We start from the raw sequence: 12,980 nt of genomic DNA, 5'->3' as shown, positions 1-12,980 counted from the left end.
CCGCTCCGCCGGCGGCACCGAAACCACAGTGAACTCAGAGGAAGATGTCAGGAATGAGCCGGTCTTCCGGTGCGCCAAGGCTGTAGCCGGTGAAGTCGGTGACCCCGGCGGCGGCCAGGACCTGCTCGTCGGTGTAGAAGTTCCCGCTCCAGCTGCCGGATTCCGGAATCGCATTGCTGCTGGTCAACACCGCATGGGCGGCGTCCGCCATGATTTCGGGGCCGCGGGCACCCTGGACGATCTTTTCGCCGCCCGGCATATTGCGGATTGCGGCGGTGTTGATCAGGGTGCAGGGCCAGAGCGAGTTCACGTTGATTCCGTCGATCTTCAGCTCCTCGGCGAGGCCCAGGGTGGTCAGGCTCATGCCGTACTTCGCCATTGTGTAGGCCAGGTGCAGGCCGGCCCACTTGGGGTCCAGGTTCAGCGGCGGGGAGAGCGTCAGGATCTGGCCGGCGTCGGATTCGCGCAACGCCGGCAGGGCGAGCTTGGAGAGCAGGAAGGTGCCGCGGACGTTAATGTCGTGCATCAGGTCGTAGCGCTTCATGTCGACTTTGTCGGTCTTGGAAAGATCGATGGCGGAGGCGTTGTTGATGACTATGTCGATCCCGCCGAAGCGTTCGACGGCGGCTGCGACGGCGCCGGCAACATCCGCGTCGTTGCGCACGTCACCGACCAGCGGCAGCGCCTGCCCGCCTGCCGCCTCGATCTGTTCGGCGGCGGAGTAGACAGTTCCCTCCAGCTTGGCGTGCGGCTGGCCGGTCTTGGCCATCAGCACGATGTTGGCGCCGTCGCGCGCGGCGCGGGTAGCGATGGCCAGCCCGATGCCGCGGCTTCCCCCGGAGATGAGGATGGTGCGGCCCTGGAGGGAACCGGCGGCCTGGTAGGGCCCTGCGGCGGCGCCCGAAGCATCAGTGCTCGAAGTCATAAGGACACTCTAGCCGACTCATGTTACCGACCAGTAACACTGATGCGGCGCCCGGCGATGCTCCGGTCCGGACAATTTCCGGGCCGGCCGGGGTGGTGGTGCCGGTGAGAGTCGGGGCGATTATTGTAGGTTTTCTACAGCGGCCTGGGCCAATAGCGTCACTAGACTTGCCAACAAGGACCGGTTTTTGTGGAGACCAGCTAAAGCGCCACACGGACGGGGCCACCGCACCGCGCACCATGAATACCACCACGATTCAGCAGAACATCAGCTACAGAGCCGGAGACACTTGATGAGCCACGATCTGACCACGACCGCGGGAAAGATTGCCGATTTCCGCGACCGCCAGGCCCGAGCTGTTCAGCCCTCCGGCCCGGAAGCGATCGAGAAGCAGCACGCCCGCGGCAAAAACACCGGCCGCGAGCGGATCGACCTGCTGCTCGACGCCGGCTCCTTCGTCGAGTTTGATGCCCTGGCCGTGCACCGCTCCACGGCCTTCGGCATGGAGAAGAAGAAGCCGCTCGGCGATGGCCTGGTTTCCGGCTACGGCACGGTGGACGGCCGGCCCGTAGCCGTGTACAGCCAGGACTTCTCCGTCTACGGCGGCTCCCTGAGCCAGGTCAACGGCGAGAAGATCGTTAAGGTCCAGGAATTCGCGCTGCGCAACGGCTGCCCTGTTGTTGGCATCCTCGACGGCGGCGGAGCACGGATCCAGGAGGGCGTTGCCTCGCTGGCGATGTTCGCGGACATCTTCCGAAACAACGTCCATGCCTCCGGCGTTGTCCCCCAGATTTCCCTCATCATGGGCCCCTCCGCCGGCGGCGCGGCCTACTCCCCCGCCCTGACCGACTTCGTGGTGATGGTGGACAAGACCTCCCACATGTTCATCACCGGCCCGGACGTGATCAAGACGGTCACTGGCGAAGACGTGGACATGGAAACCCTGGGCGGCGCCCGCCAGCACAACACCAACACGGGAACGTCCACCTATCTGGCCTCCGATGAGGCCGACGCGGTCGAGTTCGTCCGCGAACTCCTGGACTTCCTGCCCTCCAACAACCTCGCCGAGGCCCCGGTGCTGGAGCATTCCCAAGAGCTGGAACTCGACGACGAAGACTTCGCCCTGGACGCGCTGATCCCGGACTCGGCCAATCAGCCGTACGACATTCGCAAGGTCATTGAGCAGATCGTGGACGACGCACACTTCCTGGAGATGCAGTCGCTGTACGCACCGAACGTCATCATCGGCTACGGCCGGGTCGAAGGCCACACCGTGGGCATTGTGGCCAACCAGCCCATGCAGTTCGCGGGCACGCTGGACATCGCGGCCTCGGAGAAGGCTGCCCGCTTTGTCCGGCATTGCGACGCGTTCAACATTCCGATCATTACGCTCGTGGACGTGCCAGGCTTCCTGCCCGGCAAGGACCAGGAATTCCAGGGCATCATCCGCCGCGGCGCCAAGCTGCTCTACGCCTACGCCGAAGCGACAGTGCCGAAGCTGACGGTCATCACCCGCAAGGCCTACGGCGGAGCGTACATCGTGATGGGCTCCAAAAAGCTCGGCGCCGACCTCAACCTGGCGTGGCCGACCGCGCAGATCGGTGTGATGGGCGCCCAGGGCGCCGTCAACATCCTGTACCGCCGCGAACTCGCCGCAGTCGCGGAAGCCGGCGGCGACGTCGAAGCCAAGCGTGCCGAGGTCATCCGGCAGTACGAAGAGGAGCTGCTCAACCCCTACCAGGCAGCCCAGCTCGGCTATGTGGACGCAGTGATCGCCCCGTCCGAGACGAGGGTGCAGATCATCAAGGGCCTCCGTGCCCTGCGGGACAAGCGCGCCAGCCTGCCTGCGAAGAAGCACGGGAACATCCCGCTGTGACGTCGGCATTCGAGCCCGGGGATGCGCAGCCGGCGGAGCACCCACTGCTCGCCGTGGTCAAGGGCGAGCCGACACCCGAGGAACTCGCGGCCCTGACAGCAGTGGTGCTTTCCCTGGGCAGCAGCGAGCCGGCCGGCACGGACAAGCCAAGCGCCCGGCACTGGATCCGCCGGCAGCAGCTGCAGCTGGCACCCGGGCCCGGGCCTGGCTCGTGGAAGCGCAGCCGGGGCTGAGCCTCCCTCCCCAGGTTGGGTTCCGGCCGTCAGCCACCGGGGAAAGTGCAGCAACCCTTTCATAACGGCCCGGGCCCGGCTAGTGTCTGTCGGGTGAGTATAGAAACCCCTGACACCACAGCTGCCAACAACCCGGGTCCCGGGCGGGCGCACACCGCCATCGACGCCGTCGCCGACGCTTTTACGGAGACCCTGATCCGGCTCAACCCGAGCTTCGCCACCGAGCTTGGCCTTCCGGGCCACGAGACGGAATACCAGGATTACTCCCCCGCCGGGCACGAGGGTTTCGCCGCTGCCGCGCGCGAGGCCCTAACGGCGCTGGACGGCCTGGAACCGGCGGACGACGTCGACGCCGTCACCCTCGATGCCATGCGCGAGCGCCTGGGCCTGCAGCTGGAAATCCACGACTCCGGCTGGGGCCTGGCGGAGCTGAACAACATCGCTTCCCCGGCGCAGGAGATCCGCGCAATCTTCGACCTGATGCCGACGGACACCGCCGCGCAGTGGGACCACATTGCCGGCCGCGCGACCAACGTTCCCGACGCGCTGGACGGCTACATAGTGTCGCTGCGCGCCGCCAAGGAGGGCGGCAAGGTCGCCGCCGCCCGCCAGGTGGAGATTGTGATCGAGCAGACCACCAAGCACGCCGCAGAGGACGGTTTCTTCGCCAGGCTGGCCGCCAACGCCAAGACCACGGCGGGCCCGCTGCCCGAGGACGTGCAGTCCAAGCTCGACGCCGGGGCTGCCGCCGCGCGCGTCGCCTACTCCCGGCTGGCCGGCTTCCTCGAGTCCGAGTTGCTGCCCGTTGCCCCGGCGAAGGACGCAGTGGGCCGTGAGCGCTACGCGCTGGCCTCCCGCGCGTTCCTGGGCGCCACCGTGGACCTCGAGGAAACCTACGCCTGGGGTGTGCAGGAGCTCGACCGGCTGATCGCCGAACAGGAGCATGTGGCCGGGCAGATCCGTCCCGGCGCCACGATCGGGGAAGCCAAGGAGATCCTCAACAACGACCCCGCCCGGCAGCTTAAGGGCACCGATGCCCTGCAGGCCTGGATGCAGGAGCTTTCCGACAAGGCCGTGGCCGACCTCGCGGGAGTGCACTTCGACATCCCGGAGGTGATGAAGACCCTGGAGTGCAAGATTGCCCCGACTGATGAAGGCGGCATCTACTACACCGGACCCTCGGACGACTTCAGCCGTCCGGGCCGGATGTGGTGGTCCGTCCCGCCGGGTGAGGACACCTTCACCACCTGGGCCGAGACCACCACGGTCTACCACGAGGGCGTCCCCGGCCACCACCTGCAGGTGGCGACCGCAACCTACCGCCGGGAGCTGCTGAACAAGTGGCGCCGGAACGTCTGCTGGACCTCCGGTCACGGTGAAGGCTGGGCGCTCTACGCCGAGAAGCTGATGCAGGAGTTGGGCTACCTTACGGACCCTGGTGACCACATGGGCATGCTGGACATGCAGCGCATGCGTGCCGCCCGCGTGGTGTTCGACATTGGTGTCCACCTGGAGCTGGAGGTGCCCGAGCGTTGGGGGTCGGGCACCTGGACTCCGGAGCAAGGGTACGGCTTCCTCCAGCAGAACCTCGCCATCAGCGAAGGCCAGCTGAGCTTCGAATTCACCCGCTACCTCGGTTGGCCGGGCCAGGCGCCGTCGTACAAGGTGGGCCAGCGGCTGTGGGAGCAGATCCGCGCCGAGCTCGAATCCCGGCCGGGCTTTGACCTGAAGGCCTTCCACACCAAGGCGCTCAACCTGGGCTCCGTCGGACTGGACACCCTGAAGCGGGCGCTGCTGGGATAGGCCCGCAACGACCCTCCGTCCCGGAGATCGGCCATCCTCCTATCCCTGCTTCACGAGACAATCGCCACATTCGACCGGGGAATAACTTCACAAACGGGTAGTCTTCCGGCGGAAATCCCGTGATTCCGTGGCCGGGACCGAAAACCCCCCGCGTAACATTTCTCAACGTTCGTTCGCCGTGCTAAGTGCCGCAGTCCTAGCGTGTTCCAGTGAGCACTCAGACAAGCACCCCCGCATCCGCCGGAAAGACCGGCTTCCAGCTGCCCAAGTGGGCCGGCTCGTTCGGCTTCCAGATCATCGCCGCCCTGATCGTAGGCCTGGGTCTCGGCCTGCTGGCCAAGTACACGGGCAGCACCAAGGCGAACCCCAATGCCCTCGGCGCAACCCTGCAGACCATCGGCTCGAGCTACGTCTCGCTGCTGCAGACCGCCGTAGTGCCCCTTATCTTCACGGCAGTCGTGAGCTCCATCTCCAACCTGCGTGCCGTCTCCAACGCCGCCCGGCTGGCCTGGAACACACTGCTCTGGTTCGCCATCACCGCCTTGATCGCCGTGCTGATCGGCATCGGCCTGGGGGTGTTCCTGCAGCCCGGCGCCAATACCGGCATCACCCAGGAGGCCAAGTACAACGGCAAGTCCGGCGACTGGTGGGCCTTCCTGGTCGGCCTGTTCCCGAAGAACTTCCTGGGCCTCGGCGCCAGCACTACCGTGGCCGACGGCGTCGCCACCACTTCGGTGAGCTTCAACGTCCTGCAGATCCTGGTGATCGCGGTCGCCGTTGGCATCGCAGCCCTGAAGGTGGGCAAGGCCGCCGAGCCGTTCCTGAACCTCAACGCCGCAGCCCTGGCCGTGATCCAGAAGGTCCTCTGGTGGATCATCCGGGTCGCCCCGCTCGGCACCGTCGGCCTGATCGGCAACGCCGTGGCGATCTACGGCTGGGACACCATCGGTTCGCTGGGCAAGTTCACCTTCGCCATCTACGTGGGCCTGGCCCTGGTGCTGTTTGTGGTCTACCCGGTCCTCATCCGCAGCCACGGCCTGTCCGTCAAGCAGTACTACTCCGGCGTCTGGCCCGCCGTGCAGCTGGCCTTCGTCTCCCGCTCATCCGTGGGTACCCTGCCGCTGACCCAGCGCGTGACCGAACGCAGCCTGGGCGTACCCCGCGCCTATGCCTCCTTCGCCGTGCCGCTTGGCGCCACCACCAAGATGGACGGCTGCGCCGCAATCTACCCGGCCGTCTCGGCGATCTTCGTGGCCCAGTTCTTCGGCATCCAGCTGGACTTCACCCAGTACCTGCTGATTGCCCTCGTCTCCGTGCTGGGCTCCGCCGCAACCGCCGGAACCACCGGCGCCGTCGTTATGCTGACCCTGACGCTCTCCACACTGGGACTGCCGCTGGCCGGCGTCGGACTCCTGCTGGCGATCGACCCGATCCTGGACATGGGCCGCACTGCGGTCAACGTGGCCGGGCAGGCTTTGATCCCCACCATCGTGGCCAAGCGCCAGGGCATCCTCGACGAGTCGCTCTACAACGCACCGCGCAACGGTGACCCGTTCGCGGACGACGACGAAACCGCCGCCGGCGCCGTCGACCCTTCCGCCGCAGCCGCTCCCGCAGCGTCCCCGGATGGCCGCGAGCTGGCCGCCGCCAAGGGATAACCCGGCCCCGGGCAGAACCAAAGGAAGTCCCCGGGAGGTTCCCGGGGACTTCATTGGTGTTGCCGGCTCAGGGACGGCGGCGACGCAGGATCCTAGTGTCCGCCCCGGCCTTCGCCCCCGCCGATAACTCCCGCTGCCACTGCCTTTGCCACGGCGTCCGCCTCGGCCTGGGTCAGGGTGCCATCGGTGACGGCCTTGTCCAGACGGGTCTTTAATACCGCAGCCCGGTCGGCCTGTGCAGCGGTGCGCAGCTCCTCCAGCGCCGTGGTGACCTTGGATTCATCGATTCCGAGGGAGGCAGCGAGTGACTTCGCCAGTGCCGCCTCCCTGGTGGCCCGGTCCGGCTTGGTGCCTTCGGCCGGCGGTGTGGCCGGCTTATTGGCTTCGCGGAACGCCTTCAGGGCCTCCGTTACCTTGGCCTCGTCCACGCCGAGCTTGGCAGCGAGTTCGGCAGCCTGGGCTGCGCCGCGATCGCCACCACCGTGTCCGTGTCCGCCCCGCATGCCCCCACCCTCGGTGGCGCCCGGCGTTGCCTCTGTCGAAGCGCTGGAGCTGGGGCTGGGGGTCGGCGTGGTGGCGGCTGAGGCCATCCCGGTGACCCCAAGCCCGGCTCCGAGGGCCAGGGCCCCGGCCGAAATCGCGAGTGTCATTCTCTTCGTTCGTGACATGCGCTGTCTCCTGTTCTGCAGCTTCGTGCCCGCTGCCATTGGTGATTGTCTCTTCCAAGACGTAGTTCCAGTCTCCGCCGGGCACTTCGGCAGAAGCTGTCCGGAACCTTTCATCTTCCTGTGAAGCCAGGCGGTCGCCGCCTGCCGGAACTTTGGCCGGTTTCCGCGCTGCGGTTCCGGTCCGGGGAGCTCCGGAGTCGGTAGGCTCGGTGCATGCTGATCGTGACCTCCAATGACATCCCCGGCCACCGGATTGACGCAGTATTCGGCGAGGTCATGGGCCTTACCGTCCGCGCCCGGGATATCGGCGGCCAGGTGATGGCCGGCTTCCGTTCCCTTGGCGGCGGGGAACTGCCCGAAATGACGCGCATGCTCTACGAGAGCAGGCAGCAGGTGATGGCGCGGATGGTCACAGAGGCGGAACAACGCGGGGCCAACGCCATAGTTGCCTTGCGTTTCGACAACTCCCAGCTGGGGACCACGTGGACCGAGGTCTGCGCCTACGGTACAGCGGTATTCATCGTGCCGATCCCGGCCGGCGAACCGGGGGCCACCGGCCAGTCGGCCTTCCTGAGCCAAGCTGCCGCGGACAGAAATTTGCCCTGAGTGCAAACATGCACGTAGTGTAAATACGTGCATCCATCCCTGCCCTCCCGAGCCGCGGTACCTCCTGCGGCCGAGACCCTGCCCGAGGCGCCGTCGCGCCGTGAGCTGAACAAGGCCGCCACCCGCCAGGCCATCATCGACTCAGCGCTGGCCTTGCTCCGATCCAATGGTCCGGGCAACTTCACGGTCGAGGACATCGCTGATGCTGCCGGAATCTCGCGCCGCACGTTCTTTAACTATTTCGGCAGCACCGAAGCCGCCATCGCCGCGGTCACCTTCGGCTTCCTGGACAAGGCCCTTCAGCAGTTCCGGCTGCGCCCGGCCGGAGAACCCTTCCTGGACTCCGCCCGTGCCGCGCTGGCGGAACTGGCCGATCCGATGACGGTGGCCCCGTTGGCCGAGCTGTACAGCCTCGGCCAGGCCTATCCGCTGCTGAGCCGCTCCGAGCTGGAAGCCTGGGACCACTGCACGGGCCAGATCATCACCGCAGCCCGCGAGCGTGTCAGTGGCGGCGGCGTCGAACTCGATGAGCTGTACCTCCGGGCACTGGCCGGCTCAGTAATCTCCTGTGGCAAAGCCGCCATGGATGTCTGGTTCGCCCGGTGCGGCGGATCACTCACACCGGAGTCCCTATCCGTCCTCCGGCAGCTCCTGATCGATTCCATGAGCCTGCTCGGCTCCGGATTTGCCCGCCCCGGGACCCTTCAGGCCGGCACTCCGGCCGCCAACTCCAACTCCACCCTTTTCGCAGATCGGCTCTGACATGGCACTTTTGCTCTACCGCCTCGGCAAGTTCTCCTACCGGCACCGCTGGCTTGTCATCTCCGTATGGCTCGCGGTGTTGGTGGCGGTCGGCGGCGCGGCAGCCGCTTTCCACGGCACCTTGTCCAACAACTTCCAGATCCCGGGAACCGAGACCCAGCAGATGGCGGACAAGCTCAAAAATGAGCTCCCCGCATCCTCCGGCGGCTCCGCGAGTGTGGTTTTCGAAGCGAACGATGCCCAGTTCAGCCAGGCCGGAAAGGAAGCCGTCACGGCTGCGCTGGCCAAGCTCAAGACGCTCCCCGACGTTCAGGGAACGGTTGATCCGTTCGCCACCCAGGCGCAGCTGGATAAGGCGGGCACGGATCTGGCAGCAGGCCAGGAGCAGTCCGCCGCCGGGAAAGCCCGGCTGGAGCAGTCCGCCGCAGAACTCGCGGCAGGAAAAGCCAAGCTGGACGCGGCCGAGCAGCAAATGACGGCGGCCGGTATGGCGCCCGCCGCGATCGAGGCACAGCTCGGCCAGCAGAAGGCGGCCCTCGCCGACGGTCAGGCAAAGCTGGACGCCGGCACCAAGGACCTCCAGGCAGGCGAAGCCAAGCTGGCCCTGGGAGCACGCCAGATGGAAGCCTCGAAGGGCCTCCGTTTCGTCTCCGAGGACGGCAAGGCCGCGATTGCACAGGTCCAGTTCAAGACCTCAATCAACGGGCTCAAGCCAGAGGTCCGCCAGGAAGTCCAGGACATCGCCAAGGAGGTTTCCGCCGCCAACGTCACTGCGCTGCCCAGCAAGGAAATCAGCGAAGACATCTCTGAGCTCTTTGGCACCGCCGAAATTCTCGGCATCGCCGTAGCCGCCCTGGTGCTGATCATTATGCTCGGGACCCTGATCGCCGCCGGACTTCCACTGCTGATGGCAATTGTCGGCGTCGCCGTCGGAGTGGGCGGCACCTTTGCCCTCAGCGGCACTATGGACATGAGCTCCATCTCGCCGATGCTGGCACTGATGCTTGGCCTTGCGGTCGGGATCGACTACTCCCTGTTCATCGTCAATCGGCACCGCGGCCAAATGCTCGCGGGCATGGACCCCGAGGAGTCAGTGGCGCTGGCAACCGGCACCTCCGGCAACGCCGTGCTCTTCGCCGGCCTCACCGTGATCATCGCCCTCGCAGCCCTGGTGGTCCCGGGTCTTCCGTTCCTCGCCGTGATGGGCCTCTCGGCCGCGGCGACGGTGGCCGTCGCCGTCGTCGTTGCCCTGACACTGACGCCGGCCGTCCTCTCCCTGGTGGGCCGAAAACTGATCTCTAAACGGGCCTGGGCCAAGGCGGAAAAGCACAATGCCGCGCCCGGCCACGAAACCGATGACCGTGCCAAGGACGAGTACCGCAGCAGCCACGGCTGGGGCGGTGTGGTAACCAACCACCCGTGGCTGGCCCTGCTCGCCGGAGTGGTCCTGCTCGGGGTTGTGGCGCTGCCGGCCAGCCAGCTCCGGCTCGCCCTGCCGGACGCCAGCTCCGAGCCGGTCGCCTCGCAGGCATTCAAGGCCTATGACGTCACCAAACGAAGCTTCGGTGAGGGCATGACCGGCCCGATCATTGTGGTGGGTGACTTCCCGGCGGGACTCAGCGTAGCCGAGGCCCAGGCCAAGCAGTTCGACGTCGCGGACATCCTGCGCGGAACCGACAATGTCAGCGCAGCCGTGCCGCTGGCCCTGAGCGAGGACCGCCGGACCGCCGTGTTCCAGGTCATTCCGAAGGAAGGCCCCGCCAGCGCCAGCACCGTCCGGGTGGTCTCCGAACTCCGCGCCGAGAAGGGCCAGATCAAGGACTCCACCGGCGTCAGCATCGGCCTCACCGGCCAGACCGCCGGCAACGTCGATGTGTCCACCAAGCTCGGTGACGCGCTGCCGCCCTACCTGATGATTGTGGTGGGCCTCTCGCTGGTCCTGCTCCTGCTGGTGTTCCGCTCCATTTGGGTTCCGCTGCTGGCGACCGGCGGTTTCCTGCTCTCGCTGGCCGCCGCCTTCGGAGCCGTCGTCGCGGTCTATCAGTGGGGCTGGCTCGGGGCTGTCTTTGGCGTCGAGAACCCCGGTGCAGTGCTGAGCTTCCTGCCCATCATCCTGATCGGTGTGCTGTTCGGCCTGGCGATGGACTACCAGGTGTTCATCGCCTCCGGCATGCGCGAGTCCTATATGCACGGCGAATCGGCCAAACATGCGGTCCGCTCCGGCTTCAGCCATGCCGCTGCGGTGGTTACCGCCGCCGCGATCATTATGGTCAGTGTTTTCTCGGGCTTTATCTTCTCGCACCTGAACATGGTCCGGCCGCTCGGCTTTGCGATGGCCTTTGGCGTGCTGATTGACGCCTTTGTGGTCCGGATGACGATCGTTCCGGCCGTGATGTACCTGCTCGGCGAAAAGGCCTGGTGGCTGCCCCGCTGGCTGGACCGGATCCTGCCGGATGTGGACGTCGAAGGTGCCAAGCTGCGCAAGCCCAATGCCGACGCCGGGGATCCAGTCGCGGAAAGCGCCGGAACCGCTGCCCGGTAGCTCCACCGGCTGCCCCCAAGCACCAAACTGGCCGCCCGCTGATCACTCTGATCGGCGGGCGGCTCTGTTGTGGGCACGTTCGACGGCGGCCTTACCGGTTACTCATTGGGCCCCTTGGCGGCTCTTCGCCCGGGCACGAAGGAGCGTCCTGGCCCGTTCGCGGCGTTCGCGGCGTTCGCGGCGGCGGTCGCGGCGGTCGCGGTGGCTGGCCACCGCTGGGTCCGGCTGCGGCGGGTCTGCACCTTTTCCCGCGCTTGCTTCTGCGCTTGCTCCTGCGCTTGCTTCCATACCTGCACCCGCGCTTGTCCCCGCGCCTGCTTCTGCACCTGCACCCGCGCTTGTCCCCGCGCCTGCTTCTGCACCTGCCCCCGGTAACGGAGGAGCGGTGGAGTGATAGCTGTGGCCGGTGGGGGTGGTGACTTCAAGGATGTGCCGTTGGCCCGGCAGTGGTCCAGGGCGTGGCCGTGAGCTCCAGCCGGGGGTTTCTTTGGTGTGGTTGCAGGCTTCACAGAGCCCGGCGCCGTTGCTGTGTCTGGTGGTGCCGTTCTGGTGCCAGGGGATGATGTGGTCGGCGTGCCGGATCGGGGCGTCGCAGTACGGTGTGCGGCAGGTCTGGTCCCGGATGGTGAGGAAGCGACGCAGCCCGGGCGGGAAGAGCCGGGCCTTCGACTCCACCGCTGTCAGCTCGCCCGGGCCGGGCGCGGTGAAGAGCCGGCGGAGCCAAACGTTCAAGGCCGTGTTTTCGCCGTTACCCGGGTTGGCAAGAACTTCGCGGGCCCAGCCGGCGGGGACGATGCCGTAGCCGGGGAGGCGGGCGGGTTCGCTGTCGGCCTGGAAGAGGGTGCGGTCGGTCATCACGAGTTGGATCTCGATGCCGCTGATACCCCCTGGGGTTCCAGTGGTGCGCTCCACAAGGGCATCCGCCATGAGCTGGCCACGGGTCCGGGGGTCCCCGCCGGCGCGAAGGCTGTCTGCATTCCTGCTCAGGGCTGCGTGGACAGCCACGCCCTCGGTGACAGGGAGCAGGGCGGTCAGATAACACATGGTGTCCGGGGCCGGGCGGAGGCTAACGTGGCGTTCGGCGGCGGCGTGGCTGGCACGGCCGGTGACGGAGCGGGGGTCGCGCCGGTAGGCCGCGGTGCGGGCCGCGGCGACGAGCGCACGGTCTCCGGCGCCGTCGAAGGTTCCGGTGTCCGGCGCCAGTTCCTCATCCACGGCGCAGCGGCCGTCGGCGCACAGGCACGCGGTTTCACGCACGAGGAGGGTGGCGCGCCATTCGTTGAGCTGCCCCGCCTCCAGCGCGGCCAAGGTGTGGGGCATTTCGGTGACCAGGGCCTTCGCCAACCCTAAAAGCCGGCTGCCTTTGGCGGGTGATTCGCGGCGGGCGAGGGCGATCTGCGCCCCGACCCCGGCACCGAGCTCCGCGGCCGGCATCCCGGCGTCCGACTGTTCGCGGCGCTGGAGCAGATCGAAAGCGACGGACAGCCGGGCCTGACGGGCGGCCAGGGCGGACTTTTGGTCCTCCAGGGACCGGATTTCAGCAATTAGCCAGGCAGCGTCCGGCACAGGCACGTCGCTCCCGAAAGCCATGGCTGCCTCTTCCGTTCCCGGCTTCTTCCCGCAGCCAAAGGCGCAGGTGCACCCCATTGCTGCCGGAACCGCCGCGGTCGACCCATAACCGTCCATAGGTCAAGTGTTCCGCAGGGCTACGACATTATTGAACGCCTATAGAAGCCGGCCAACCGCTTCGAAGGCCAGCTCCGCCACCCGCCAATTCAGTTCGATCCGCCGTGTACTGCTCTCGGGCAAACTAATCTCCTGAAGCGCGCGGCCGGACATCGCCAGCACGCAGCGAAGGTTCCCTTCCGGTCCTTGATTCCCCTTTATGAACGAACTTTCCCAGTGGC

9 protein-coding genes and 1 pseudogene are annotated in these 12,980 nt (G+C 66.9%); 7 read left to right on the top strand and 3 right to left on the bottom strand.

The features are described 5' to 3' along the window. Window positions 1-34: 34 nt before the first annotated feature. The gene (locus tag QI450_RS03560; RefSeq protein WP_226773628.1) at window positions 35-925 is read right to left on the bottom strand and encodes an NAD(P)-dependent oxidoreductase; all 891 of its coding nucleotides are present in this window, start codon (window positions 923-925) and stop codon (window positions 35-37) included. A gap of 292 nt (window positions 926-1,217) precedes the next feature. On the opposite strand from QI450_RS03560, the gene QI450_RS03555 reads away from it, so the two are divergent. From QI450_RS03555 to QI450_RS03540, 4 genes are all read left to right on the top strand, one after another. Continuing rightward, entirely contained in the window at window positions 1,218-2,801 is a 1,584-nt protein-coding gene (locus tag QI450_RS03555) for an acyl-CoA carboxylase subunit beta (protein ID WP_226773629.1), read from the top strand. Beyond that, window positions 2,798-3,034 carry an acyl-CoA carboxylase subunit epsilon gene (locus QI450_RS03550; protein WP_226773630.1) on the top strand — a complete coding sequence of 79 codons (237 nt, stop codon included), beginning with the start codon at window positions 2,798-2,800 and terminating at the stop codon, window positions 3,032-3,034. Before QI450_RS03555 ends, QI450_RS03550 begins: the two co-directional genes overlap by 4 nt. Window positions 3,035-3,127: 93 nt before the next feature. Further along, window positions 3,128-4,837: a DUF885 domain-containing protein gene (locus QI450_RS03545; RefSeq protein ID WP_226773631.1), complete on the top strand. Its 1,710-nt coding sequence runs from the start codon at window positions 3,128-3,130 to the stop codon at window positions 4,835-4,837. A gap of 209 nt (window positions 4,838-5,046) precedes the next feature. Beyond that, entirely contained in the window at window positions 5,047-6,495 is a 1,449-nt protein-coding gene (locus QI450_RS03540; RefSeq protein WP_226773632.1) for a dicarboxylate/amino acid:cation symporter, read from the top strand. A gap of 92 nt (window positions 6,496-6,587) precedes the next feature. On the opposite strand, the gene QI450_RS03535 is transcribed toward QI450_RS03540, so the two are convergent. Beyond that, window positions 6,588-7,163 (bottom strand): hypothetical protein, encoded by a 576-nt coding sequence (locus tag QI450_RS03535; protein ID WP_226773633.1) that lies wholly within the window; start codon window positions 7,161-7,163, stop codon window positions 6,588-6,590. A 213-nt stretch (window positions 7,164-7,376) separates the two neighbouring features. Between QI450_RS03535 and QI450_RS03530 the strand changes: the two genes are divergently transcribed. The 3 genes from QI450_RS03530 to QI450_RS03520 all read left to right on the top strand — a co-directional run bounded on the left by QI450_RS03530 (window position 7,377) and on the right by QI450_RS03520 (window position 11,073). After that, window positions 7,377-7,769, top strand: a complete 393-nt coding sequence (locus QI450_RS03530) for a YbjQ family protein (RefSeq protein WP_226773634.1) — start codon at window positions 7,377-7,379, stop codon at window positions 7,767-7,769. Between the two features lie 78 nt (window positions 7,770-7,847). Then, on the top strand, window positions 7,848-8,531 hold the full coding sequence (locus tag QI450_RS03525) for a TetR/AcrR family transcriptional regulator (RefSeq protein ID WP_226773668.1): 684 nt from the start codon (window positions 7,848-7,850) through the stop codon (window positions 8,529-8,531). 1 nt (window position 8,532) lies between these two features. After that, window positions 8,533-11,073, top strand: coding sequence for an MMPL family transporter (locus tag QI450_RS03520; protein ID WP_226773635.1), 2,541 nt, complete (start codon window positions 8,533-8,535; stop codon window positions 11,071-11,073). A 366-nt stretch (window positions 11,074-11,439) separates the two neighbouring features. Here QI450_RS03520 and QI450_RS03515 read toward each other — a convergent pair. Beyond that, a pseudogene (locus QI450_RS03515) lies at window positions 11,440-12,663 on the bottom strand (DUF222 domain-containing protein); the annotation flags it as partial. Window positions 12,664-12,980 lie beyond the last annotated feature (317 nt).

Source organism: Arthrobacter sp. EM1 (assembly GCF_029964055.1).
In the GTDB taxonomy this organism is placed as follows: domain Bacteria; phylum Actinomycetota; class Actinomycetes; order Actinomycetales; family Micrococcaceae; genus Arthrobacter.
The sequence above is the reverse complement of the archived record's forward strand: the minus strand, read 5'-3'. Positions and strand labels throughout refer to the sequence as shown.

Coding starts and splice junctions, on each gene's coding strand:
- QI450_RS03560 (WP_226773628.1), bottom strand. CDS start 925: ATGACTTCGAGCACTGATGCTTCGGGCGCCGCCGCAGGGCCCTACCAG.
- QI450_RS03555 (WP_226773629.1), top strand. CDS start 1,218: ATGAGCCACGATCTGACCACGACCGCGGGAAAGATTGCCGATTTCCGC.
- QI450_RS03535 (WP_226773633.1), bottom strand. CDS start 7,163: ATGTCACGAACGAAGAGAATGACACTCGCGATTTCGGCCGGGGCCCTG.
- QI450_RS03530 (WP_226773634.1), top strand. CDS start 7,377: ATGCTGATCGTGACCTCCAATGACATCCCCGGCCACCGGATTGACGCA.
- QI450_RS03520 (WP_226773635.1), top strand. CDS start 8,533: ATGGCACTTTTGCTCTACCGCCTCGGCAAGTTCTCCTACCGGCACCGC.